Origin of the sequence: Rhodococcus sp. NPDC080181 (assembly GCF_040702225.1) — a bacterium.
Lineage (GTDB): Bacteria > Actinomycetota > Actinomycetes > Mycobacteriales > Mycobacteriaceae > Rhodococcoides > Rhodococcoides fascians.
On the sequence record NZ_JBFBKN010000021.1, the window covers coordinates 12459 to 38192 of the forward strand.

Below are 25734 nucleotides of genomic sequence, written 5' to 3' on the forward strand. Positions count from 1 at the left end.
AAGCCTCAGAAGCAGTATGAACTCAAATGGGTATTCCAGCCAACTCTGAGTACGATGTAGTGGAGTCAAACAAACTATTGGACAGGAAACCGGAGTTGTGGACGGAGTCAGCGAAGTGCAGGTACTCGCGGTCTCGCTGTCGACATCGGTGGGCGGAACCGATCACAGTCTGCGAAACGTGGCGCTGGCATTGCGGCCCCTGGGCGTGACCGTCACTCTGGGTGCGCCCGGTGGCAGCGACACCGAACAGTGGTGGCGTGCCGCCGGCCTGTCGTTCCTTCCACTCGACCTGCCGCAACGCATCGGAATCCATCGTCAGGGCGAGAAGTCTCTGCATCCCCTCGGCGGGCTCGCGGCGCAGGTGCCGAAGAGCGCACGCACGGTGTCGATACTTCGGCGAGCTGCCCGCGACTTCGACGTCGTGCATTCCAACCATCTGCTGCTGCACCCCGACGCGGTGCTCGCGTCCCGACTCGCACGCACCCCGGTCGTCGTCGAATTTCACGACATCGTCCCCGCCGGACCGGGGCGCGCACTGCTCGCCGCGATCGCGGCGACGGCAACCCACACTGTGGCCGTCAGCACGGCCGCAGCGCAGCAACTCCCGTCGTGTGCCCGTGGACGGGTGAGCGTGGTGCACCAAGGAATCGACACCACGGCCTTCGCGCCGGGTGCCGGTGACCCGGCTCTGCGGGCCGGCATGACTGCCGACCCCGATGCACCACTGATCGCAGCCGTCGGCCGGATCGATCGCGAGAAGAAGCTCGACGTGCTGATCGACGCCGTGGCACGGGTGCGTCGGTCCGGAGTCGACGCGCATCTGGCGATCGTCGGCGCGCCCAGTGAGGACGACGGTGGCTATCTCGTCGAGTTGCAGCAGGCCGCGGAACGGTTGCTGCCCGGTAAGCATCGTTTCCTCGGCCGCACCGACGCGGTGGCGTCGACACTGCGTGCCGTGGACGTGTTGGCCTGCCCGTCACAGGACGAGCCGTTCGGGCTCATCGCCCTCGAGGCACAGGCCTGTGCGGTGCCGGTCGTGGTGAGCGACACCGGGGGCCTGGTCGATTTCGTCTCGCACGAGCGCACCGGCCTCGTTGCCCGAACCGGCGACGTCGACTCGCTGGCCACGCAGTTGTGCAGGATGCTGACCGATCGCGGCCTGGCCGCCACCCTCACCGAGGCCGCGCGAGGGCAAGCCGTCGGACAGTTCGATTCCCGACATCGCGCGAAGCGTTTCGCCGACATCTACAGTTCAGCAATCGGGAAGAAGCGCATCACATGACGTGACGCATCGGCTCTGCAGCGGAGCCGACGACGCAACCCAGCCGTGCGGATGTCGGGGCATCCGCACGCACACGCTCGTACCGAATCGGAGTTCTTGATGCTCGACCACATGGCCCCCGGCGTCCCGCGCCGCCGCACCCCGCAGCGGGTCGGAGTTGCCGTTCTTGCCGCGACTGCGACCGCGACCCTGGCCGGGGCCGGCTGGGTCCTCGCACCCAGGCGGTCGCCGGAACCGCTGCGCGCAGCAGAGCGGTTCGTCGACGGCGACCTCATCACCGTCGTCGTGGGAACCGTGGGCAGGCCGTCGCTGTCGGGCACGGTCGAGGCCGTGCTCGCGCAGTCCTACCCGGCCGTGGAGATCGTGGTGGTGGACAACGCACCCACGTCGGGACGGGTGGACGACGCGTTGAGGTCGATCGACGATCCCCGCTGCATCGTCGTGCGTGAGCCGCGCCGCGGGGTCTCGCGAGCCAGAAACACAGGTGCCCGGCACGCGTCGGGCCGCGTGATCGCTTTCACCGACGACGACGCCGAACCGGATTCGCAGTGGCTCGCTTCCGTGGCGCAGGTGTACTCGGCAGATCGAGCCGGTGTCGTGGCCGGGGTGACCGGACGGGTCGTCGGACTCGAGGTCGAGACCGATCAGCAGCAGTGGTTCGAGGAATCCGGGTTGTTCGAGAAGGGATCGACGCGCACGGTCTGGACCCTCGCGCCGACCGGATCGATCGACGAAGAACTGGGTGCACGCGGCACCGCAGCACTGTTCCCCTACACGGCCGGGGAGATGGGCAGCGGCAACAACATGTCGTTCCGAAAGACTGCCTTCGACTCGCTCGCGGGATTCGACGAGAGGATCGGCCCGGGCACGCCCACCAAAGGCGGTGAGGACCTCGAGCTGTTCCGACGTGCAGTGCTGCGCGGGGGAACGATCGTCTACGACCCGACGGCCGTCGTCGGCCATCATCATCGAGCCGATCACGAAGCGTTGCGCGAGCAGATGTTCGGGTACGGAAGCGGAATGGCCGCCATCGTCACCAAACTCTTCCTCGACGGCGGAGCTCCGGCCCGCGCACTGCTCGGCCGGCTCCCGACCGCATTCCGCATGCTTCTCGCACCCGAGGAGAACCGCTTCGCGGACGGGGCTCCGCCGATGCCTCGCGACCTCAAGCTCACCGAGCTCTACGGCTACCTGTGCGGGCCGTTCCTGTACGTCAAGGCCATCACGGTTCGCGGCACCGGGATCAATTCGTGACGATCACCGACACCACCGACGCACCCGAGGACGCAGTAGGTCGAGCCGATCCGACGCGACCCGACTCGAGCTACCGCGGGGCGCAAGCGCTGCTGTTCGCTGCCGCAGCGGTCGCCATCGCGTCGACGGTGCTGGCCATCCTCGCCGGATCCGATCACGCGGGTGCGGTACCCAACGGGCTCCGGGTAGCCGTGGTCGTCGCCGCCGTGACGCTGTTGCCCGGGGCACCCATCGCGGTGCTGCTGCGCCTCCGACAGCCGGCACTGGTCGGTTCGGTGACTGTCTCGATTTCGTTCGCGACGATGCTGATCATCGCGCAGGCCGAGGTCGTCACCGGGAATCTGCGTCCGGTGACGGTGCAGCTCTACATCTGTGCGGTGTCCGCCGCGCTCATACTGTGGGCGTCGCGAACGTTGGTGCCTGCGGTGCCTCGACCGCGCCCGGACCGGACTGCGGTGGTGACCCGGTACGCACTGCTCGGCGCGGTGGCCGTCGCCGTCGTGCTGTTCGCTCACGCCACGAAGGTGCTCAGGCCGCAGGCGTCCGGGGCGTTGGGCGTCATCACCCACATCGGCTTCAGCTACCTCGTCGCGCTGGCGATCGTGGCGGCCGTGATCGCCGTGGCGCTGTCGCGGGCCCGACTCGACCCGGTGGTACTCGGCGCGGCCGGTCTCGCTCTGATCATGTTCACCACGATGTACGTGTCGTTGGCCGACGGCGTCACGTCGATTCCGACGGCGTACACCCATCGCGGGCTGATCGACATCATCGCGTCATTGCAGGGTCTGCCACCGCCGTCGGACGCGCGATTCAGTTGGGCCGGATTCTTCTCTGCCGGAGCTCACATGTCGGGTGCCGGCGCGCTGTCGGACCTGTCTCCGATGCTGCTGTGGGCTCCGCTCTTCTACGGCGGCGTGACCATGTTGCCGCTGTACTCGATCGCGCTGTCGCTGACCGGGCGCAGGCGCGTGGCGTGGATCGCGGTGATCCTCTACCTGTCGTTCAACTGGTACCAGCAGGACTACTTCGCGCCGCAGCCGACGGCGACCATGCTGTACCTGACCATCTGCGCCTTGCTGCTGTGGCAGTTGCGCAGTGCGCCCCTGCCGTCGGCCCCGCGGTCGTGGCGTCGGTGGATCGTCACGGTGCCGCGGCGAACTCTGGGCACGGTTCCCGGTGTCGGTGCCGGCCGCACCCTCGCGATCGAGGCGCTGATGATCGTCCTGATCGCGGCGATCGTCATCACTCACCAGCTGACGCCCATCGTGTTGATCGCGGCGCTGTTCCTGTTCTCGCTCACCGGAACCACGCGGTATCGACTGCTGTGGCTGTTCGCGGTTGCGCTGTTCGTGGCCTGGTTCAGTTACGGAGCCGTCGACTACTGGAAGGGCCACCTCGCGTACGTGCTCGGCGATGTGGGCCAGGTATCGGGCGCGGTGCAGGGCGGCGTCAGCGACCGGATCGGTGCCGATCCTCTGTATCAGAAGATGCAGTATCTGCGGTTGGCGGCGTCGGGCGCGCTGTTGATGTTCGCGTTCGCCGGTTGGCTGACCTACCGCCGACGCAAGACGTGGCTCATCGGCGGCTTGCTCTGCATGGTGCCCTTCGGTTTGGTATTGGTGCAGAGCTACGGCGGTGAGGTGGTGATCCGGTGCTTCGTGCTGGCGTCGCCGTTCATCGCGCCCTACGCCGCGGACGCGTTGGTGCGCACCTTCGCGATCATTCGACGGTTCACGGGTCGATCGGCCCAGCCGCGGCACTGGTCGCGCACCGTCGCCGCGACCGCGGCAATCCTCGGAATTGCCTTGATACTGACGGCAACTCGCGGGTTGAACACCTCGTTCGAGCATACCGACGAGGATCAGATCCGATACGGAGACGCATTGATGCGGTCGGTTCCGCAGGGCTCGGAAATCATGGTCATCGGAACGGCGGCCGGGCTGGTGTCCGCACGCTACTTCGACGACGTCAGAGTGGCGACCATGGAATCGTTCGAGTGCCTCGACGATCTCAGCGGGTGCGTTCGAAAGGAGAACCCCGACTTCGTGTTCACCACTCGACAATCGTCGGCGCAGATCTACCTGCAGTATGGATATTCGCAATCGGTCGTCGACCAACAGCTGGGCATGTTGGTCGGATCCGACGAGTATCGCGTGGTTGTCGAAACCGCCGACCTGACCATTCTGCAGAATGCGTCCACCCCACCGGTGGTGCTCAAATGACCGATCTGTGGCTCGGCTTCCTCGCATTCGGTGCCCTGTTCGCGGCGCTGATCGTCGCGTCGGTACTACGCGAACGCGAGGTGCCCTCCGACGGTGCGATCGGGCGCGGCGGCGGCGGACGCATCAACCGCGCAGTGGTGCTCTCCGCGACACTGATCGTGCTGTTGCTCCTGGCCGCAGTCGTCGTGATCGTGCGGTTCCAACAGATCGCGATCTGGGAGTGAGAATCTTTCGCGGCCTGTCGGTGGCCCTGCTGGTCGTGGCGACGACGGTGTCCTGTGCGCAGTCGACCGGACCCCAACCCGAGTTGGTCAGCAGCGAACGGTGCGACCCCATGGCGGACGACGTCATGTCGGGTGAAGCTGTGCCCCGGGAGGACCTACCGGGGTGGCGGCAGACCTTCGTCGACGATTTCGACCGGTGCGATCTCGGTGACGACTGGGGTGCGTACTACGGCCAACCCGGAGGCGACCCGGCCAGTTGGTGGGAGTACGAACAGGCCTCGGTCACCGGTGGCGCACTGCGGCTGCGCGCCGAGCAGAAGGACGGCCGCTGGGTGACCGGCGGCGTCTCGAATTCGCCTGTGTCGCAGAGGTACGGCAAGTGGGACGTACGGCTGCGTGCGGACCGCTCCGACGAGATCAGCTACCACATTCTGCTGTGGCCCGCCGACGAGGTGTGGCCGCCGGAGATCGACATCGCCGAGAGCGCCGACGGGACCAGACAGACGATGTCGTCGTTCCTGCACTGGAGCGGTGCAGAAGGAGACCGTCACTTCTCACAGGCGAATCTGCAGTTGGACACCAACGACTGGCAGACCGTCGGAGTGGAATGGGACCCCGAGCAGATCAGGTATCTGGTCAACGGAAAGGTCTGGGCGCGAACACCACTGGGAGCATCCATCCCGGACAAGCCGATGTGGTTGGGCATCCAGGCCCAGGCGGGCGCCTGCACCAAGCTCGAATCCTGGGGTGTCGGAGAATGCGGCCGGGCGGGAACACCCGACGTCGCGAACGTGGATGTGGACTGGGTGTCGGTGTACGAATCGGACGGGACACCGTCCGCCGTGGAGGACACGCCGTCGGGATCGGTTCTGCTGGAACAACAGAACTGATGCGAAGCCGGCCTACGACGTACGAACCGTCAGGCCCGGGTTCTCGGCGAGAATGTCGTTGATCGGCGTCGCGAACAGTTCCGGACGCTGACCCTGCAGCATGCTGACGACGGTCGCGATCTCGCACGAGGGTTGATCGCCCACGTTCGACGCGTTCGCGATGCCCACGGCGAGCGTGCCACTGACGATGGGGCCACCGCTGTCGCCGCGCAGCGCGCAGATCGACGTGGAGAAGCTGCGGTCCAGGACATTGCCGCCCATGGTGACGTGCTGGCCCGTCGACAGGATTGTGCCGCAACTGAATCCGGTGGTGGCTCCGGATTTGCAGACCGGCGCGCCGACGACCGGATCCACCGTGCCGGTGATCAACAATGGGGCGGATCCGGGAACTCGCATCGCGTTGCTCTCGAATTCCCCGGTGTTGCCGTCGTCGATGTCGATGAGCGCATAGTCGTTGTGCGCCCGGCTGGTTCGATAGAACGAGCCGAACTTGGAGCCGACGAGGCTGCCGTACATGGGATACGCGCCCGTTGTGACGGCGGAACCGGTGCTCGACTCGCCCGGATCACAGTGTCCTGCAGTGATGTTGACGGCACCACGCGTCGGATCGACGGCATTGAAGCCCAACGAGCAACGCAGACCGGCCCCGGCCGGGGTACCGGCGAGAAAGCTGTCGCCGCCGAGGTACGAACTGGCGCGAATGGGCCCAGCGGTGAGCGAGGGATCGAACGGCACCCGGTCGAGGAGCGGACCGATTGCATCGAGGACGGGGGCCGGGATGTCGAATACAGCCGGGTCGATCACGAATCCGGCCGCCGTTGCCGCGTCGACCATATCCGCGTGGGACGGTCCGTCGGCGACCGCGACGACCGGCAGCCCGGCCGCGTCGAGATGGCCACGGACGGCCGGGCCGACGGCGGCGGTGAACTCGGCCAAGCGGCGCGCTGCGTCGGCGCGGTCGAGAAACTGCTGAGGGCTGAGCCCGAGATCGCGTGCCACAGCGTCGGCCAGTGACGCCGGTTCGGGCGGTGCCGCAACGGCAGTGGGAGTGGATACCACCGTCATGAAGAGCAACGAGACAGCAGTGACCGATAGTGCACACGCACGGCGACGCATAACGACCTTCCCCCCCCGGGCATCGAACGATGTGATGCCGTTCACTTCGCACACGAACTATAGGGGGTCGGCGGCCTCGCGCGTACCGCTTTACCCGGTTCGGACAGTAGCTCCGGTCGCGCTCGTGACCTGATCGATGGGAATGCCCAGGCTGGCGGTGCCGCCGAACTGCGCCAGCGCGAGGTTCGCCTCGGTGCAGTCGGGTGCTCCACCGCTGTTGGATCCGCTGGTGATGCCGAGTGCCAGCGTGCCGGTGACGATGGCCCCGCCGCTGTCACCGGCCAATGTGCATGCGGTGCTGGCGAAGCCGCGCACGGTGCGCGACGTGCCGTCCTCCATGAAGAGCTGCGTCTCGACGCGATCGGCAGCCACCACTCCACACGTGAACGACGACGACTGCCCGGATTTGCAGACGGGTGCGCCGATGACGGGGGATGCCGTTCCGGTGACGGTGACGGTGCTGCCGTTGGCCCCGCGAACGGTGGGACGGTCCAGCCCGGCCTTCTGTCCGGCGGCGTCGAGGCCGATGACCGACCAGTCGAGGCCGTCCGGTGCTCCCAGGCTCGAGCGATCGAACGAGCCGATCTGGGAGCTGCGCGCGATGTCGGCCGGATCGGGCAGGTACACCGGTGCTCCGCCGGACCCGGTGGCCTTGTTCGGATTGCAGTGTCCCGCAGTCAGATTGACGGCACTACCGTCGGCGTCGACGGCATTGAAGCCGAACGAGCAGATGCTGATCTCGGTCGGCGGTGCGTCGGCGATCGGCCCGGCGGTGGTGACGTACGTGTCGCCGCCCATCGGTGCCGGGTCGGCCGGCTTGTTGCCACCGGGGGAGAGCATCACCTTGATGTTGGCCAGCAGGGTCGGCAGGTTCAGGGCCTTACCGATCGGGCTGTTCGCCACATTCAGCACGATCTGGTTGTCGATGAAGTCGATGGCTGTGCCGTTGATCTGCTCCGAGATCTCACGCGGGAGTCCGGCGATCCACGCGTTCAGATCTGCCAGCGACTTTTCCAGCCCGTCCGCGGACACCGGCGACTGCGCAGTGGCATAGCCGTCCTTGGCGACGGCCTGCGCGGCTGCGGGAGAGGTGACGGCGACGACGGCATTACCGTCGGGCCCGATCCAGGCACCGGCGAAATCGGCGGGTCGGCTCGCCCGGAAGTCCGAGGCGTAGGCCGACAGCTCCTGCGCACGCGCCGCACGATCGAGGTACTCCTGCGGGGAGATCTTCAGATCTCGCTGCACAGCTTCGACGAGCTCTCGCGGAAGCTGATCGGCGGGCGACTGAACCGCAGGTTCGGCCGCCGCTGTTCCGGAGAACGAAGCAAGGAGTACGAAAGCCGTCGAGCACAGCACTGCAGTACGCAGAGCCCCGGTGTTACGCATGAAATCCCTTCATCGGGTGCTTGGCATCAGCGCCCCACCCTAGGGCATGCACAACTGAACCAGTGTTCGCCCTGGTCAGGACGCTGGGACTGTCGCTGAGGTGGTCGTCGTAGTCGTGGTGGTGGTGGTGGTCGTCGTCGTTTCCGTCGGCGTCGTTGCTTGCGGAGTGGTGGTCACCGCGACGGGTGGTGTCGTGACCACCGGAGGTGGTGCCGGTGTCGGTTCCGGCGCGGGCGGCGGCGCAGGCAGGGGAGCCGGTTGGGGCGGGGTGTACTCCTCGGCCGTCGGCTCCCGCACCACCTCGGGAGCAGCCGCGGGTGCGGTCGTCGTGGTCGGTGCGGTCGAGGGCACCCGCGCGGAGGTGGTGACCGGTGATCCGGCGTCGGTGACGGTGGGCGGTGTCGTCGCGGGTCCGCTGCTGAACACGCCGCTCAGGGCTGCGATGACGAGAACGATGACCACGCCCGCACCGGCACCGGCGATGATCGTGGTGACGGTACGCGAGCGCTCGCTGCGTTCCTTCTTGTTCTCGGTCGTCGCACCGGAGAATGCGGTTGCGGCGTACTGCTGGGTTGCCGGGCCGGAACCGTCGGGATCTCCGGCCGGAACGATGGGCTCCGAGCGCAGCTGGGACGGGCCGAACACCGGTGCCACCGCCGGTATCGCCTCGGAGAACGCGAGGGGCGGCGGCGGAGCGACCACCGGGATCGCGTCGGTATCGAGAGAGTCCGTGCCGTCGTTGCGCGTGACCACCGGCGCTGCGCCGGTCACCATCGAGTTGCCGTCGACGTCCTCGATCTCGGCGATGTTCAGTGCGCCGCGAGCCGCAGCGAGCGGCTCGACGAGCAGTGCGCCTGCGGTGCGCTCGCCGATGTCCGCGACCACCGGCGGTAGGGCAGCACTGCCACCGGTGAGCACGACCGTGCCGGTCGTCGGCACGTCGAGCAGGCCCAACGTCGGCGCGATCAGGTCGGCGAACTCGGTGCGGGTGACCTCCGTCGTATCCGAGACGCCGGGCAGCTCCACCGCGATCGTGGCCACGTCCTCGGTGCTCAACGTGTGTTTCGCCTGCTCGCAGGATGCGACGACACCGGTGAGAGAGGCCAGGACTGCCGCGTCGGACAGGTCGAGGTGTTCGCGATCGGTCACCACGTGATCGAACAGGGCATCGGTGAACACGTCACCGCTGACGGCGGTGGTGCGCTCGGTGCCGCCGCCCGGGTACGTCGAGATGTCCGTGCCGGTGGCCCCGATGTCGATCACGGTGACTGCTGCCCCCGGGCTCGGCTGCGCGAAAGCGCTCGCGGCCTTGGCCTCGGGAACCAGTGCGACGTCGGTGAGACCGGTGTGATCGAGGGCGTCGCGCAGCAGAGCGATGTTCTCGCGTGGCCATCGCGTCGGGTACGTCATCGTCGTGACGGGCGTGGACGCCGATTCGGACGTCTCGGAGAACATGCTCACGAGGCAGTTGGCGGCGTTGGCCATCAGATCCTCGGCGCGATACGCGTCGGCATCGGGTTCGAGATCTTCTTGCTTGCCGACCAGATCGACGAAGCGAGTGAACGGCGCGGTGTCGACGGACTCTCCGAGATGGGCGCGGCCGTCGTCGTCGAATCTCAGTGTCGTCGGCAGTACGACGACGGTGGGTTCGAACGCGGTCGAGTCGCGATACACCGCTACGGACCTGGTGTTTCCGATCGTGATTCCGAGATGCCCGGCACCGCTCATGGAGTGCCGCCCGTCGTAGCTCCGGCCGGAGCCTGGCCCTGGGGCGGAGCGAGACGTCCGGCCTGGGTGTTCTCGCCGGCGTTCTCGTCGGGGCCGGGCTTCGGCGGGTCCTCGGCGGTGTCGTCGTCGGGCAGCTCGGGTCCGACCGGTTCGTCGTCGGTCGGCGGTGTCGTGGTGGGGTCCTCGGTCTCGGTGGCCTCCGGAAGGTCGACGGCGGGTCGCGTGTCGACCTCGGCCGCGTCGCGTTCGGAGCGTCGCTCTCGGGTCGGGTCCGTAGCCGTGGTCGTGGTCTCCGGCGTGATGATCGGTGCGGGCGGGACGGCGGGGACGAGTTCGGCTGCCGGTTCGACGACGGCAGTGGGGAAGTCGATCGGCCCACCCGGCCGGATTCCCGACGTCGTCGTCGGGGGCGCGACCTGAGCGTTCTCGATGGTGGGCACCGGGGTGTCGGCGGATGTGCCGAGCTGCAATGCGATCACATCGGCACCGACCGTCAGCGCCGCTGCGAACGCCGCGGCGGCGAACAGTGGGGCGGTGAACAGGGGACGACGGTCGGCGCGGGTCGGTGCGCCGACGACGGCGAGGCGTTCGGTGACGGCGTCGACCGGGTACCGGGCAGCCAGAAGCGCTGCACCACGAGCCGCGGCGACGGCAGTGTCCTTCTTCTCCATGGTTGCTCGCATCGACGAGTTCCAGGCGGCCAGCGCCTCCTCTTCCGATACGAGCGCAACGTGCGCCAACCCGTGCCCGTTCATGGCCGCACGCAGGGCGAACACCTGCTCGGCGGTCCAGCGGGCCGGGTAGGTGGCGGCCGCAGCGAGATCGCCGGGGCGCAGATCGATCGACGACGCCACCTCGGTGAGCAGGCACAGCAGCGCCATCGACGTCAGCTGTTCGGCGGGGAAGACGGTGCCCCGGCTCCCGGTGACGCCGTCGCCGAGCGCGTCGAGGAAGTGCGTGTACGCCTCGGAGTCGTTGTCGGTGGCGTCACCGAGTGAGACGGTGCCGTCGGGGTGAGTGTTGAGCACGGTCGAGTGCAGGGACGCCAGATGCAGGGAGGGGCCGGGCGCGATGGGGTGCGACACGGCCGCGACGGCCTGCTCGTCGTCCAGATAGAGGCCGACGTCCGGTGCGCCGATACTCGCCCCGCCGGGCTGCTCGGTCATGCGGGCTGCTCGGTCATGGGGATATCTACCTGTCCTGGGCTCGGAGTCGATGTTCGGTCGTTATGTCGCTTCGGATCCTCACACAGTTACACCCGCAGGAGGGGGCATCAGCGTGCCGCAGTCAGGTGGTCGATGTTCCGTAGCCCATCGCCCGCAGCATCGAGATCAGTTCCGAGCGCGACCCGGCTCCGAGCCTGCGGCGAATGCGAGCCACATGATGTTCGACGGTTTTCGGGGAGATGTAGAGCCGGCTGCCCACCTCGCGGTACGTGACGCCGAGAACCAGTAGCTCGGCCACCTCGGCCTCGCGTTCGCTCAGAGATCCCGACGGCTGCGGCGTCGTCCCGTCGGTCTCCCGCTGATGCGAGCTGGGCTGACGCAACGACCGGGCGATGTGCAGTAACGAGGTGGCCGTGGCGGTGTCGGCGACGGTCAGCGCGGCCTCGCTCGCCAACCGGGCACCGTCCCACGGCAGGCCGAACGCGGTGAGGGTGCGCGCCGAGAGTTCGACCTCGGCGGCGTCGGGCCTGCCCTGTAGAACGCCGAGCCACGCCCGCCCCGCCGCGGCGAGTGCGGAACTGTACGGGTGCGTCGGGGCGGCGGACGCGAGGGCCTTCGCGTGCGGCACCAGGGCTTCGGGCGTCTGCGCCACGATGGCGGCCTGCACCTGATACCAATGCAGCGCCGATGCCCACACCGGCGGATCGCCCAACGCGGCGAGCAGCGTCGTTGCCTGCGACACGAGGTGCTCGACGCGATCGAACTGGCCCACTCGTGTTGCGGCCAGCACCAATTCGCCGAGGGGCAAGAGAGAGAACAGATCGACCGAGTACGCGGCGACGACGTTCTGCGCCTGGGTCCACGCCGTGACGAGAGACCCGGCGTCCCCGGACCTGCGGGCCAACCCCACTCGAATGCCGTGCAGGAACAGGTGATTGCGCACGTGCGAGTCGGGGATCTCGAGCGGGTCGACCAGGTGGCAGGCCTGCGCGGCGTCTCCTCGCAGCATGGCCGCCCAGCCGCCGATGAGAACGAGCCGCGTGTGGGCCTCGGATCCCGGCCGCAGCTCGGGTAGCGCACGAGCGATGACGGAGTCGACGCGGGCGAGATCACCGCAGTGCACGGCATGCAGAGCGGCCACCGCGGCTGCCGAATCCGGAGCGCACCAACGATCGGACGGCGCGGCCGTCAACGTGACCGCGCGCATCAGCGCGTTCGTCGCCGCACTCGACGCCGCAGCGCTGCGTGAGTCGATCGAACCGAGGACCCCGTCGACGAGCAACGCGCCCGACGCCGTACTCGACGTCGGTGCCAGCGATGCCACGACACTCAGTGCGCGGTCGGCAGCAGGGCGGTCGCCGGCGGCAGCGGCCGACAAGGCAGCCCACACCGCATCGGTTCCGAGTCGATCCGTCCCGAGCCAGGCGAACAATTGCGCACTGCGCGAGACCATTCCACGCTGCGCGGCGATCGACGCCGAGACCCTGACCGCAGTGCGTAGATCGGCCTGCGTGTGATCGTTGGCCGCATCGAGGATCTCGTCGGCACGACGGCCTGCCTCGTCGAGGTGTCCGGTCGCGGCGGCCACCTCCGCCCGGCGGGCCGCGAGCGCCGACGGGTCGAATCCCGCTGCTGCTGCCGCGTCGTACAGCACGCCCGCTGAGTCGGCGGAAGTCGAATCGCCTTGTCCAGCAAGGAAATCAGCAAGGTCGGCGCGTACGACCCCGTGCGTTGCCAACGCTCGCGCGGCCGAGGCGTCGAGCAGACCGGATTGCGCCGCAACCTCGGTGATGCGGTCGAGCAGCACCCGGCATCGACGCTCCCCGATCATCTCGGTGAGGGGACCTTCGGCGGACGGAATCAACGCGCCCGTGGCGTCGAGAAGACCGGAGCTGCAGGCGATATCGACGACTGTCTCCGCGTCGGCCGGCCGCGTCACGAGCTGCGCCGCCGTAGCCGGGTCCGGGACGACGCCGAAGCGAGCGGCGAGCAGCACGGCGCGGGTGTCGTCGGTGGTGTCGACAAGTATCCGGCGATGCTGCTCGGCAACCGATTCGGTGACCGCGCGCAGCGGAGTGGGGTCGGACCGTTCGCCCCCGAGCGCGGCCAGTGCCGCGTCGACGGCGACGAGAAGCCCTCCGGTGGACTTTGCGATCGCGCTCGCCAGTGACGCGGAGATCGGCCGAGCGACTGCGGCTGCCCGCGTTGCGATCGACGTCTTGTCCAGCGGTACCAGCGTCAGGCGAGCGGCACCTGCGGACGCAACGAGCTTCTCGATCCGGGAATCGTATCGGCGCGGGGCCGTGGCGACAACCAGCGTGATGTCCGAACGGGTTGCCGCAGCGGCGATCTCGTCCACGCGGTGATCCGGCAACAGATGGGCGTCGTCGACCAGAACCGTCGCACCCGACGGCGCGTCGGTGACACTGCCCGCATGCACCGTCGTCGCGGCGGCCGCGACCGCACCGAGCACCGCGGATCGACCGGAGCCGTTCACCCCGACGACAACATGCACACCGGTGCTCGACGACGCGTCACGAACGAATCGATCGGCGCGCTCGACGCCGACGAGAGCGGATGGGCTGTTGGCCACGGTCGGTCTATCGACCGGTCAGGCCGCCGACGACCCCGCCGAGTCCGTCACCCAGACCCTGACCCACACCTCCGACGACACCGCCGAGGCCCTGCCCGACGCCCTGCCCGACGTCGCCGAGGGTCGGGCCCTGGTACGTCGGTAGTGGTTGTGGCGTGAACTGCGGTGCCTGCGGGACCTGCACGGCCGGGGGCTGATAGTTGGGCACCGTCGGTGCGGCGATCGACGGGATGGTCGGCACGGTGGCGGCCCCGTTCTGGCCGGGGACCGCGGCCGGCGCTCCGGCGACGGGTGCCCCGGCAACAGGAGCCCCGGTGGCCGGATCGATCTGGGTGACACTGCCGTCGGCGTTGACCACCGTGGTGGGTGCACCCGTGGAGCCGACTGCTGCAGAACCGGTCGGCCCGGTCGTGGACCCGACTTCTGCCACAGCGGCCGTGCTGCCGGGAGTCTCGGTGCTCGAGATCTCGGCGTTGGATTCGGCCGGAGTGGTGTTGTCCGAGGTGAGGGCCGTTCCGACCGACAGTCCGCCGCCCGCGAGAAGGGCAAGCACGACGACGGATCCGGCGACCAGGCCGGCCTTCTTGCGTCCGGACATTCCCGATTCCGACGCCACTGCCGTCGGGGTCGGGGCGGGCCGCGGGGTGGGACGGGGCATCGGCGCGGCAACGGCGGTCGCGGCGGGAACCGCAGCCAATGCTGCTGCGTCGTCCGCGGCGGTGGCGTCGGCGATGTCGCTGCCGAGGATTGCGGCGCCGATCGCGACGGTCAGTTCGGGGCGCGGCCCGGCCACGACCGGTACTCGCAGTTCGGTCGAGACGAGCTCGGCGACGAGCGGGATGGCCGAGCTGCCGCCGGTCAGCACCACCTGATCGATGTCGGTGACCTCGAGGCCTGCGGCCGTGACCGCGTCACGTACTACGCCGATGGAGGCCAGCAGCGATGCGCGAACGAGGTCTTCGATCTCCGCGCGGACCAGTCGTACTTCGGTGTGCAGCCCCGGCAGGTCCACCGTCAGCGACGTGGAGGTGTCGTAGGACAACTGTTCCTTGGCCTCGCCGCAGCGGGCGCGCAATTCGACCAATGCACCGACGGTGTCGGGATCGAAGGGATCGAACTCGAACGACTGACTGCCCGAGACGGTGTCGAGTACGTACTGCATGATCTCGTGGTCGAACTGAGCGCCGCCGAACTCCTGCGAATGAACGCCGGTTCCGACGACGCCTGCGTCGGACCCGGTCCGCATCAGCGTGACGTCGAGAGCCGTCGCGCCGAGGTCGTAGACGACCGCGAGACCGTCGGACTGGGTTCCACGGGTGACTTCGAGCCAGCGCATCGTGGCGACCGACTCGGGAACGAGCGTGACGTCGGTCAGGCCTGCGCGATCGAGCGCTTCGCCGAGCACCTCGACGGTGTAGGCGGTCCAGCGTGTGGGGTGGGTGACCACCAGGGAGGGGGAGGAGTCGACACCGGCGGAGACGTCGGCGACGAGGGCACGAGTGGCGGTGGCGTACAGGTCCTCGGCGCGGTGACTGCGGCCGTCGTCGTCGATCAGTTCGACGGGGTCACCGACGCGATCGGCGAACCCACTGATGAGATGGCGCGTCGAGCGGTCCCACAGGTCGGCGAGACTGGGGGCCGCACCGGGACGAAGATCGAGGGCCGAACGCTTGACCACCGAGGTCACCGGGTCGGTATCCAGGGCGGCGACAGCCGTCACAGTTCCGATCCGTATGCCGAGCCCTGCGTTCATCTGCCGCCACCTTCTTGTCTCACTGCCCTGGTTCCCACCGCCGTTACCCGCACTGTCGGCTCGGTGCCGCGATTCGTTACGTCTCACAGCAGGTTAGAGCGTGCAACGAGGTAAATCCCCTAAAGCGCTCAGATCCCCTAATGCAAGTCCCCTGGCGGCCCCCGGGGGAGTAGGGGGATCGTCCCCGTTGGGCGGGGGCTCTGCGGACCATAGCTTTGTGATCAACCACGAAGCATCACTCGTCAAGGAGACTCACATGGCTACCAACGCCGTACTCGATTTCATTCTCGGCCTGCTGCGCGACGACAACGCCGCTGCTGCCTACTGCGCCAACCCCGAGACGACGTTGGCCGCTGCCGGCCTCGGCGGCGTCACCCACGCAGACATCGTCGCGGTGGCCCCGTTGGTCGCCGAGTCGGGACTGTTCGCCGGTGCAGGCAGCCAGCTCTCCGCCATCCTGGGTGCAGGCGGATCCGCAGGCCTCGACGGCGCACTCGCCGGAGGCGCGAGCCTCGGCGGCGGACTGTCGGCCGGACTCGGCATTGCCGCAGGAGCGGTAGCCGGCGGCGGGCTCGCCGCAGGTGGCGCGCTGACCGGTGGAATCGACGTGGCGGGCGAGATCGAAGCGTCGCTCCAGGCAGCTCTCGCTGCAGCTCTGGCCGTCGGTGGTCAGATCGGCCTCGAACTCGGCACCGCATTCGGTGGCGCTCTCGACGCACTCATCGGTGCCGGTGCGGGCATCGGCGGCGGACTCGGTGGCGGAATCGATCTGGACCTCGACGGCCTTCTCGGCGGCACGGTCGGACTCGGCGCTGCGCTCACCGGACTCATCGGAGCAGGCGCAGGCATCGGCGGCGAGATCAGCGCCGACCTGGCAGCGCAGCTGCAGGCAGCCCTCGACGCCGCGATCGGTGCCACCGGCGCAGTCGACCTCGCCGCGCTGGCCGACATCCAGGGCGGACTGTCCGGCGCGCTCGGTGCCCTCTTCGCAGTCGGCGGAACCGTCGGAGCCGAACTGGGCGCTGCCGTCGGTGGCGTCTTCGAGTCCGTGCTCGACGCCGGAGCCGGCCTGGACATCGTCGGCGGCCTCGGCACCGCGCTGACCGCAGGCATCGGCGGCGCTCTCGTCGGACTCGGAACGGTCGGTGCGGACCTCACCGCAGACATCGCAGCAGCCCTCAGCGGATCCGCCGAAGCCGGAGCCGCGCTCGTCGGCGACATCGCCGGTGGCATCGGTGGCAGCCTCGGCGGACTCTTCGCCGTCGACGGTGCCATCGCAGGATCCATCGGAACCGCACTCGGTGCAGTACTCGACGCCGGTGCCCTCGCTGACATCGACGTCGACGCACTCCTCGCAGCCGGCGGCAACATCGGCACGGTCGTCAGCGGCGCCCTGGGCGGCGTCCTCGATCTCGACGCCGGAGTCGTCGGAAACCTGGCCACGGCCATCGACACCGCCATCGAGGGAACCCTCGGTGCCGGTCTGGGCATCGGTGGCAGCATCACCGGCGAACTGGCGGGTGAGCTGACGGGTGAGCTGACCGGCGGAATCACCGGCGCACTGACCGGCGGAGTGACGGGCAGCCTCGAAGGAATTCTCGGAACCGCATTCGGTGTCGGAGGCGCTGCCGGCGCACAGCTCGGCACGGCCGTCGAAGCGATCGTCGACGCCGGAGCCACACTCGACCTCGGAGCAGCACTCGGCGCGAGTGCAGATCTCAGCGCTCAGCTGGCCGGTGCGGTCGACACGGCCGTGTCCGCAGGTGCCGATCTCACCGGCACCGTGGAAGGCACCCTCTCCGGACTCGGTGGCCTCGGCGGCGGCCTGACCGGCGGCCTCGCTGGAGTCGGCAGCGTCGGCGGAGACCTCACCGGCGGCCTGGCCGGACTCGGTGGCCTCGGCGGCGGCCTGACGGGCGGCCTCGCTGGAGTCGGCAGCGTCGGCGCAGGCATCACCGGCGGCCTCGCGGCCGTCGGTAGCGCAGGAGCAGATGTGACCGGCGGCCTGGCGGCGGTCGGCAACGTCGGCGGCGACGTGGCCGGTGGACTGAACGGGCTCGTCGACGCGGGCACGAGCCTGACCGGCGGACTGGCCGGACTCGGCAGCCTCGGCGGCGGAATCGCAGGCGGTGTTGCAGGTGGAGTCGAGGGCGGTGTCTCGACCGGTATCGACGCAGCCGCGCAGGCCGGTGCGGGTCTGGAAGGCACCCTGACCGGTGCCGTCGACGGCGGAATCGACGCGGCAGCGCAGGCCGGTGCAGGACTGGAAGGCACTCTGACCGGCGCTGTGAACGGCGGAATCGACGCCGGTACGCAGGTCGGTGCAGGACTCGAATCGGCAGGTGACCTCGCCGGTTCCGCCGCGGGTGACCTGGCCGGAAACGTCACCGGAGGACTCGAGGGCACCGTGGGCGGCGTCGTCGACGCGGGAACCTCGGTGGGCGGCGAGATCGCGTCGAACATCGGCGACGGACTGGATGCCGGCGGCTCGATCGGCGGCGGACTGGCCTCCACGGTGAGCGGGGGTTTGGATGCTGGTGCGGACGCTGCGGGTTCCGTGGCCGGCGGGTTTGACTCCGCCGCGCAGCTCGGTGGCCAGGTCACCGGTGCAGTGCAGTCCGGAGCCGAGGGATCTTTCGAGTCCGCGAGCTCCTTCGATTCCAGCGCGAACGCATCGGGCACGGGCTGGTCGAGCGTCGACTCCGACGTCTTCGGACAGAGCGAGAGCAGCACGGACCTGTTCGGCGAGACCGGCGGCAACCTGCACGGATCGGTCGATTCGGCAGCAGATTCGCTGGGCCACTCGCTGACCGTCGACCACGACATCGACCCGCTGAACCCCTGATCGAGTTGCCTGTGATCAGGTGACGAAGTGACGAGTCGGCCCCGAGTGTTCAACGACACTCGGGGCCGAGTCGTCGCTAGAGTTGCTGGAGTGGAGCCTGCGGAATGACCATTCGTGCGGGTGGAGCCTGCGGAATGACCATTCGTGCGGGTGCGGCCTGCGGGACGAGTTGGGTTCGCGGGAGTCGACGAGATGGGTTGTGGAGACACAGGTATGGACGGGCAATCTACGGAACTGGCCGAGCTGCTCGATCGCACCGCGGAGGTAGCGACATCGGCGGGACGATCCGATCTGGTCGATCGAGTCGAGGCAGCGAAGTCGCGTGTGCTCGACCCTCGACGTCGCATCATCGTGGTCGGACCCCTCAAACAGGGCAAGAGCCAGTTCGTGAATTCGCTGCTGAATCTGACGGTGTGCTCGGTGGGCGACGACGAGACCACCGCGATTCCGACGGTGGTGTCCAACGCGGACAGCTTCTCCGCGCAGCTCGTGCTCGCGAATCCCGGTGACGAACCGATTCGGGTCGACGTACCGCTCGAAGAGATCACCACGGTCACTCCGGCGAGTCCCCGGGCTCAGGGCCGGGAGGTGCTGCGGCTGGACATCGCGGTACCGAGCCCACTGCTCGCCGACGGCCTGGTGCTGGTCGACACGCCGGGAGTCGGTGGCCACGGAAACCCCCATGCGGCAGGGACATTGGGTCTGATTCCGTCGGCCGATGCCGTGCTCGTCGTGTCCGATGCCTCTCGTGAATTCACCGAGCCGGAATTGGCGTTCCTGCGGCAGGTGCAGGGTCTGTGCCCGGCTGTGGCGGTGCTGATCACCAAGATCGATCTGTATCCCCATTGGCGGCAGATCGTCGAGGCCAACCGTGGACATCTGGACCGTGCAGGCATCAGCGTGCAGATGCTGCCGGTGTCGTCGTTGTTGCGTTCGCACGCAGTGCGTTTGAACGACGAGGAACTCAATGCCGAATCCGGCTTCCAGCAGCTGTACGCGTTTCTGCGCGACGACGTGGTGGCACGAGCCGACGTGCTGGCTCGCGCATCGGTATCCCTCGATGTCCGCTCGGTGACCGAGCACCTGACACTGTCGTTCGGCAGTGAGCTTGCGGCGCTGAAGGATCCGGAGCGCGCGGCCGCCGCGGTCGCCGGGCTCCAGCGCGCCAAGTCCGCCGCCGAGGAACTGCACAAGAGGTCCTCGCAGTGGCAACAGACGCTCGGTGACGGAATCGCAGATCTCGCGTCGGACATCGATCACGACCTGCGCGACCGACTGCGACGCGTCACCCGGGAGGCCGAGGAAACCGTCGACGAGGGGGATCCGGGGAAGGACTGGCCGCAACTGGGCGAATGGCTCGAAGAGCAGATTGCCGCGTCGGTGGGCGACAATTTCGTGTGGGCGCACGAGCGGGCGCTGTGGTTGTCGGAGTTGGTGGCCGAGCACTTCGCGTCGTCCGGCGCGGCGGCCCTGCCCGATCTCGATCTCGGCGATCTCGACAATGTGCTCGAGCCCGTGACGTCCCTGGCCGATCTGGAGTCGGGTCGGGTGGGTATCACGCAGAAAGTGCTCGTCGGAATGCGTGGATCCTACGGCGGCGTACTGATGTTCGGTCTGATCACCACGTTCGTCGGGCTGAGTCTGCTCAATCCGATCTCGATCGGAGCAGGCGTACTGCTCGGCACCAAGGCGTACAAGGAAGACAAGGAGAATCGCGTCAAGGCGCGTCGTTCCGAGGCCAAGATGGCGATTCGCCGCTTCACCGACGACGTCAGCTTCCAGGTGGGCAAGGAGTCGAAGGATCGGCTGCGTCAGATGCAGCGGGTGCTGCGAGATCACTTCACCTCGATCGCCGAGCAGACATTGCGTTCGCTCAACGAGTCGTTGCGCTCGGCGCAGGAAGCCGCTGCCGCCGACAACACCGATCGCACCGCCCGGATCGCGAGGCTGGAGAACGACATGCGACTTGTCTCGGAATTGAATGCTCGCGCAACGCGTCTGGTGAAGGACGTCGCGGTATGAGCGTGACGGCACTGGCCCGAGCGCGCGATCTGATCTCGGCAGCGCGGTCGACGTACGCCGGCGACGCGGAGGCGTCCTGGATGCTCGACGAATGTCTCTACCGGTTGGACGAGCCGCTCCGGGTCGCGCTCGCCGGATCGCTCAAGGCCGGCAAATCCACTCTGCTCAATTCGCTTGTCGGGCAGGATATTGCGCCGACCGACGCCACCGAATGCACCAAGGTCGTCACGTGGTATCGCAACGGCGTCTCACCCAGTGTGACGGCCTGGTACGACGGCGATCGCGCGGCGAACGTTCCGGTGCAACGACGCGACGGGCGGCTGACGTTCGATCTCGGTGCGTTGACGGCGGCGCAGGTCGACCGGCTCGACGTCGAATGGCCGGCGAGTACTTTGGCACAAACGACGATCATCGACACACCCGGCACCTCGTCGCTCTCTCGCGATGTCTCGGCGCGCACGTTGGCGATGCTGACCCCCGAGAATTCGTCGTCGGGGGCCGACGCGGTGGTCTACCTGCTGCGCACCCTCAATGCCACGGACGTCTCGTTTCTCGGGCAGATCGGGGCACACGTCGGCGGTGATTCCGGGCCGCTCGGCGTCATCGGGGTGGTCTCCCGGGCCGACGAGGTCGGCTCGGGCCGTATGGACGCGATGATGTCGGCCAAAGAGGTTGCGGCGCGGTTCGCGTCCGAGCTCGAAGCCACCGGGCTGTGCCAGGCTGTCGTCCCGGTGGCAGGGCTGTTGGCGTTGGGAGCAGAGACGTTGCGGCAGAGCGAGTTCGCCGCATTCCAGATGCTCGCGACGGTACCGACCGAGGATCTGCAATTGGCGATGCTCTCGGCCGATCGGTTCGTGCGGGCGGAGAGTACTCTGCCCGTCGATGCCGCCCTGCGCGCCAGCATCGTCGACCGCTTCGGCTTGTTCGGGATTCGGATGGCCGTGACGCTGATTCGGCTCGGTGTGCGTGATTCGCCGACGCTGGCGGCCGACCTGGTCGAGCGCAGTGGACTGTCCGAACTTCGATCGGTGATCGACGTGCAATTCGGCCAGCGTGCGGATCAGCTGAAGCTGCACTCGGCTCTGGTTGCGCTGCAACGAATTCTGGAGTTCCGGCCGGAGTCGCATGCGCTGCGTACCGAAGCCGGCCGGATGCTCGCCGACGTGCACGGGTTTGCCGAACTACGATTGCTCGGCCGATTGCGTTCGGTCACACCGACATTGCCCGACGGCGGACTGCTCGATCTGCAGCGCATCATCGGCGGCTTCGGTATCGCCGCCACCGAGCGTCTCGATCTGCCGCCCGATGCGGGGCACACTCAGCAGCGCGACACGGCACTGGCTGCGGTGCGTAAGTGGCGATCCCTCTCGGAGCATCCGCTTCTGGACCGGTTCACGTCGAATTCGTGTGCCCTCGCCGCACGTAGTGCCGAAGGGATTCTCGCCTCACTGACGTGAGGGGCGTCGAGGTAGCAGCGCGACGACCGTGGCGGCTGCGGCAGCGCCTGCCACGACGAACGGACCCCATTGCAGCACGCCGCCGAGCAGGGCCGAGGCGTCGGAGACGAAGGTCGAGAACGTGACGGCCGCCCCGATGGTCAGAATTCCTACCGCGCCCATCAAGATTTTGGACGACGTGGCTGCGCCGCGGAGCAGGTTCAACGAGACGAACCCGAGCAGTACCAGCACGGCGGCGGCAGCACCGCTCGAGATGAGGGTGGCCGACGCCGTGTTCCGGACGTCTGCGGCGCTTGCGGTCGAATCCTGCTGAGCCACGGCGGTTTCGACGCCCGACAGAACGACGTTCCAGTTCAGCGCGATGACGGCGGCCAGCGCCAGGATCAATGCGGCGGTCGCCGCCCACAGTCCGGTCGCGATCTTCGGCAGACGGGAGTCTGCGGTGGATTCCTGTCGTGGCCGAAGAGGTTCGACGGACAGCTCCGGCCGCGGTGGTTGCGGTCGGGCAGGCCGAGGCCTGTGCGCTGTCGGATCGTTCGGTTCTTCGGCCACGGTGCAGGAGTCTATCCGTCAGCGGTGCTGCGTCGTCTCTCTCATCGCAGCACCACCGCGACGCCCTCGTACGGACCGAGGTTCATCGGGAAACTGTGCAGTTCGTCGACCGTCGCGATCTCGTTGTCGTCGAACACATCGATGGCGCAGGTGCCGGGCACCAGGTGCTTGGACTGAATGGTTGCGCTGATCTCGTCGGACGAGAAGTTCAGCACCGTGGCCTGGATGGTGCCCTGGCCGAGTTCGTGCACCATCACCAGCAGGCTCTTGTGCGAGACCGTCGGAATGTCGATCTGCTGCGCCGTGGCAATTCCGTACTTGTTGCGCAGCTCGATGATTCGAGCCAGCTGCCGAGCGAACGACTGGGGGTCGGCCAACTGCTCCGGTAGCGAACCGTACAGGCTGCGTCCACGGGGAATGCCCGATTCCGAGCGCACGGCGTCGGGGAAATACCCCATCAGGTCGTGTGCGCCGCGGTTGAGCCAGCGAGTGTCGCCCTCTTTGATGAGATCCTCGACCTCGTCGGCGGCGATCGGAAGGATGCCCAGCAAGTCCCAGCCGGACAGTGCGAACACGCCGGGCTGGAGTGCGTTGTACATGGCGAGCAGCAGGTGCGCACGTTTGACGGTCTCGATGTCCTGCTCGTCCATCCGATCGAGATCGCGGATGCCGAGCGACGCGGTGATCACACTGGCTGTGGTGCAGGCGATTCCGTTGGTGGTGAACGTTCGGTTGTACGGTGCCCAGCGGCCGGTGAGGCGATCGGTGAGTTCACCGCGGATGCGATCGCCCAGGTCGCAGCCCTTGACCGACTCGCCGCCGTAGGCGAACTCGTCTTCTGCGTGCAGTGTCGCGAAGTGGATGAGCTCGAACGTCATCTCGTCGTGGTTCTGCAGCGCGTGCACCAGCGACGCGGTGTCCACACCGTGATCGCGAGCCAAAGTCATGGTGAGCCTGAGGAATTCGGTGTTCCCCATGACCAACGCATGCTGGTAGGCCGGGCGGTTGATGAAGTCGTACGACAGGTCGGCACCGTTGGTACCCATGGCCTTGATGTCGTCGATCGTCAGGTTCAACTCCTGGAAGGTGAACCCACCCATCTTGCGCACCACACTGGCGATCAGGTGATTCGCGGCCTCCGAGAGTGGGTGTCCCTCGGACCAGCCCGGACCCTCTGCACGCCGTTCGACGCCGAGGAAACCGTTGGCGTCCAAGCGCAACGCGCCGGCACCGAGATCGGCGATCGAATGGCAGGCGTCGCCGATGACGAGACGCATTCCCGCGAACGATGGGTCGAGCCAGTTGATGGACGGCTGACCGGCCTTGAAGTAGTGCAGGTACACCCAACGCCGCTCGACGCCGTCGATACCGACGACGGGAGGTGTTGCGCTCCAGTTGGTTTCCTTGACACCGAGCTCGTAGAAGATCACTCGCTGCAACTGGCCGATGATGTAGCCGGCACGAGCGAGATTGGCCTCGGCCTCGGCGTCGATGTTCTGCGAGTCGGCACCGGCGCGCACACGCGGCAGCAGGTGCCAGTCCTGCGGCTCGATCTCGACCATGTGGTAAATGCCGGGGTAATCGGCGACGGCCATCTCGGCCAGCCGGAAATCCGCCCCCTTACCGGTGTGGCCGGGAACGATGTCGTCGATGACGATGCCGTCGTACGCGGAAGCCACGACGCACAGGCGTCGGAACTCTTCTTCCGATCCGAAGGCGGGGTCGATCTGCATACCGATGCGGTCGAAGTGGCCGTCGACGGACGGGGTGGGACGCCACCCGTGGATGCCGCCCGCCACCTTCACCGGTCCGGTGTGCACGGCGGTGACGCCGATCTCGGAGAACGCCTGCCACAACTTCTCGTCACCGAGGGTGCTCAGGAAGCTGGTCTGCGGAGCGTTGATCACCGAGATGGGGTAGGCGGTGAACCAGACGGGGGCTCGCTCGACGGCAGCACGCGGGTCGGGATCGGCATACGGGTTCTGCCACATGCTGCCCTTGCCCGACAGCTGTTCGGCAATGAGCTTGGCATCTCGCAGCATCGACTGTTCGGTCAGCCAGTCCACGTACTCGGGATTGGACGCGACCGGCTCGCTGTCGGGTGTGGGACCACTACTTCGGTTCGCACGACGCACGGACGGACGAAGCGGTTTCGGCCGAGCCGGGTAGAACTTTTCGTCGTAGGTGATCTCGCTCGGTTCGTGCTGCACTTCGGGATCCATGTGCCTCCGTAGCCTCGCTTTTCCTCAACCCTACGTAGGGCGCGGCCGATCCGCAGGGTTGTGGTTCCCCTCTTCTTCGACCAGCGAAACCTAGCGTGTGGGCGCGCCGGGCCCGTCCCGTCGATCGGTGAGCGTCGGCCGAATCACACGAATGTCATTCGGCCCGACCGGTTTTGTTCGATATGCGAACGTCATCGAATCGAGACCGCCTGGTGTGGAATGTCTGAATCGGATAGGTCATAGTGGGGAAGTACCAACTGTCCCTTCAGTCACATCAGACTCACGGGTCACATCCCCTCAGCCACAGGAGTTGTCCATGCGACGTCTTGCCCGCACATCGATCCTGGCCTCGACGGCCGCCCTGGCCGCCGGCATCGGTGCGGTCGTCCTCGTACCCATGGCCTCGGCCGAGCCCGAGACCGAGCCCGCGATGCCCCTCGGCTCCGCAGTTCTGGAAAGCCCCGACCTGGTGGTCTCGATGGCCACTGTCTGCGACACCGCAGTCGAGAAGGCCCCCGAGGGCGGCGTCGTCGCACTGCAGGTCAAGGTCGAGAACAAGGGTGCCGACGACGCGTCGAACGTCAACGTCAACTACGGCGCACTGCCGGGTCTGCAGGGTCAGAACACCGAGAAGACCATCAAGGCAGGCGAGGCAATGACGTACACCGTGCCGTCGGCCGATCGCGAATGGGTCGCTCGCCCCGCCGGCGCAGCTGCCTTCGCCAGCGCACTCGATGCCGACTTCATGAACAACATCACCGGCGGACTGCTCAGCTACAGCTGCATCCCCGCACCCGCCACCGAGCCTGCCGAGTAAATTTTCGTTCCGTACTTTCTCTCCCGCTGCGCCGCGACGATCCATCCGATCGTCGCGGCGTACTGCTGTGGAGGGGCTTCGCCCCATGTGCGTGGAACTTCGTAGCAGGGGTCGAGTTTTCACTCACCTGGGTCGTTCCGCAGGCTCCACTCCTACTCACATGCGGCGCAGCCGCTCCCTCGGGAACAAATTCGCCACACCC

Annotated in this window: 17 protein-coding genes; 9 read left to right on the forward strand and 8 right to left on the reverse strand. The window is 67.6% G+C overall.

Going from position 1 to position 25734, the window contains the following annotated elements:
* Window positions 1-97 precede the first annotated feature (97 nt).
* The 5 genes from AB0O58_RS20815 to AB0O58_RS20835 all read left to right on the forward strand — a co-directional run bounded on the left by AB0O58_RS20815 (window position 98) and on the right by AB0O58_RS20835 (window position 5872).
* Window positions 98-1282 (forward strand): glycosyltransferase family 4 protein, encoded by a 1185-nt coding sequence (locus AB0O58_RS20815; protein WP_052061256.1) that lies wholly within the window; start codon window positions 98-100, stop codon window positions 1280-1282.
* A gap of 99 nt (window positions 1283-1381) precedes the next feature.
* Window positions 1382-2536 carry a glycosyltransferase gene (locus tag AB0O58_RS20820; protein ID WP_196250952.1) on the forward strand — a complete coding sequence of 385 codons (1155 nt, stop codon included), beginning with the start codon at window positions 1382-1384 and terminating at the stop codon, window positions 2534-2536.
* Window positions 2533-4758, forward strand: coding sequence for a hypothetical protein (locus AB0O58_RS20825; protein ID WP_032399215.1), 2226 nt, complete (start codon window positions 2533-2535; stop codon window positions 4756-4758). Before AB0O58_RS20820 ends, AB0O58_RS20825 begins: the two co-directional genes overlap by 4 nt.
* Entirely contained in the window at window positions 4755-4982 is a 228-nt protein-coding gene (locus tag AB0O58_RS20830) for a hypothetical protein (protein ID WP_032399216.1), read from the forward strand. The genes AB0O58_RS20825 and AB0O58_RS20830 overlap by 4 nt, the downstream gene beginning before the upstream one ends.
* Window positions 4979-5872, forward strand: coding sequence for a glycoside hydrolase family 16 protein (locus AB0O58_RS20835; protein WP_222062033.1), 894 nt, complete (start codon window positions 4979-4981; stop codon window positions 5870-5872). The genes AB0O58_RS20830 and AB0O58_RS20835 overlap by 4 nt, the downstream gene beginning before the upstream one ends.
* A gap of 12 nt (window positions 5873-5884) precedes the next feature.
* On the opposite strand, the gene AB0O58_RS20840 is transcribed toward AB0O58_RS20835, so the two are convergent.
* From AB0O58_RS20840 to AB0O58_RS20865, 6 genes are all read right to left on the reverse strand, one after another.
* The gene (locus AB0O58_RS20840; RefSeq protein ID WP_222079859.1) at window positions 5885-6937 is read right to left on the reverse strand and encodes a S1 family peptidase; all 1053 of its coding nucleotides are present in this window, start codon (window positions 6935-6937) and stop codon (window positions 5885-5887) included.
* Between the two features lie 141 nt (window positions 6938-7078).
* On the reverse strand, window positions 7079-8377 hold the full coding sequence (locus tag AB0O58_RS20845; RefSeq protein ID WP_222072841.1) for a S1 family peptidase: 1299 nt from the start codon (window positions 8375-8377) through the stop codon (window positions 7079-7081).
* A gap of 75 nt (window positions 8378-8452) precedes the next feature.
* Window positions 8453-10105 carry a hypothetical protein gene (locus AB0O58_RS20850; RefSeq protein ID WP_366238721.1) on the reverse strand — a complete coding sequence of 551 codons (1653 nt, stop codon included), beginning with the start codon at window positions 10103-10105 and terminating at the stop codon, window positions 8453-8455.
* A complete protein-coding gene (locus AB0O58_RS20855) occupies window positions 10102-11271 on the reverse strand; it encodes a hypothetical protein (RefSeq protein WP_366238722.1) in 1170 nt (389 codons plus the stop codon). Before AB0O58_RS20855 ends, AB0O58_RS20850 begins: the two co-directional genes overlap by 4 nt.
* 121 nt (window positions 11272-11392) lie before the next feature.
* Window positions 11393-13864: a helix-turn-helix transcriptional regulator gene (locus AB0O58_RS20860; RefSeq protein WP_366238723.1), complete on the reverse strand. Its 2472-nt coding sequence runs from the start codon at window positions 13862-13864 to the stop codon at window positions 11393-11395.
* A 7-nt stretch (window positions 13865-13871) separates the two neighbouring features.
* Window positions 13872-15617 carry an Hsp70 family protein gene (locus tag AB0O58_RS20865; protein WP_027495648.1) on the reverse strand — a complete coding sequence of 582 codons (1746 nt, stop codon included), beginning with the start codon at window positions 15615-15617 and terminating at the stop codon, window positions 13872-13874.
* Window positions 15618-15873: 256 nt separating this feature from the next.
* On the opposite strand from AB0O58_RS20865, the gene AB0O58_RS20870 reads away from it, so the two are divergent.
* The 3 genes from AB0O58_RS20870 (at window position 15874) to AB0O58_RS20880 (ending at window position 21941) form a co-directional block, all read left to right on the forward strand.
* On the forward strand, window positions 15874-18462 hold the full coding sequence (locus tag AB0O58_RS20870) for an IniB N-terminal domain-containing protein (RefSeq protein ID WP_366238724.1): 2589 nt from the start codon (window positions 15874-15876) through the stop codon (window positions 18460-18462).
* 213 nt (window positions 18463-18675) lie between these two features.
* Window positions 18676-20484 carry a dynamin family protein gene (locus AB0O58_RS20875; RefSeq protein ID WP_288124214.1) on the forward strand — a complete coding sequence of 603 codons (1809 nt, stop codon included), beginning with the start codon at window positions 18676-18678 and terminating at the stop codon, window positions 20482-20484.
* The gene (locus tag AB0O58_RS20880; protein ID WP_027495651.1) at window positions 20481-21941 is read left to right on the forward strand and encodes a dynamin family protein; all 1461 of its coding nucleotides are present in this window, start codon (window positions 20481-20483) and stop codon (window positions 21939-21941) included. Before AB0O58_RS20875 ends, AB0O58_RS20880 begins: the two co-directional genes overlap by 4 nt.
* On the opposite strand, the gene AB0O58_RS20885 is transcribed toward AB0O58_RS20880, so the two are convergent.
* Complete coding sequence (locus tag AB0O58_RS20885; protein ID WP_032375008.1) at window positions 21930-22493, reverse strand: hypothetical protein; 564 nt, start codon at window positions 22491-22493, stop codon at window positions 21930-21932. The two genes, AB0O58_RS20880 and AB0O58_RS20885, sit on opposite strands and share 12 nt — an antisense overlap.
* 41 nt (window positions 22494-22534) lie before the next feature.
* Window positions 22535-24715, reverse strand: a complete 2181-nt coding sequence (gene treS / locus AB0O58_RS20890; protein WP_027495653.1) for a maltose alpha-D-glucosyltransferase — start codon at window positions 24713-24715, stop codon at window positions 22535-22537.
* Between the two features lie 316 nt (window positions 24716-25031).
* Here treS and AB0O58_RS20895 point away from each other — a divergent pair, with 316 nt between their 5' ends.
* The gene (locus AB0O58_RS20895; RefSeq protein ID WP_032366878.1) at window positions 25032-25532 is read left to right on the forward strand and encodes a hypothetical protein; all 501 of its coding nucleotides are present in this window, start codon (window positions 25032-25034) and stop codon (window positions 25530-25532) included.
* The last annotated feature ends 202 nt before the right edge of the window (window positions 25533-25734 follow it).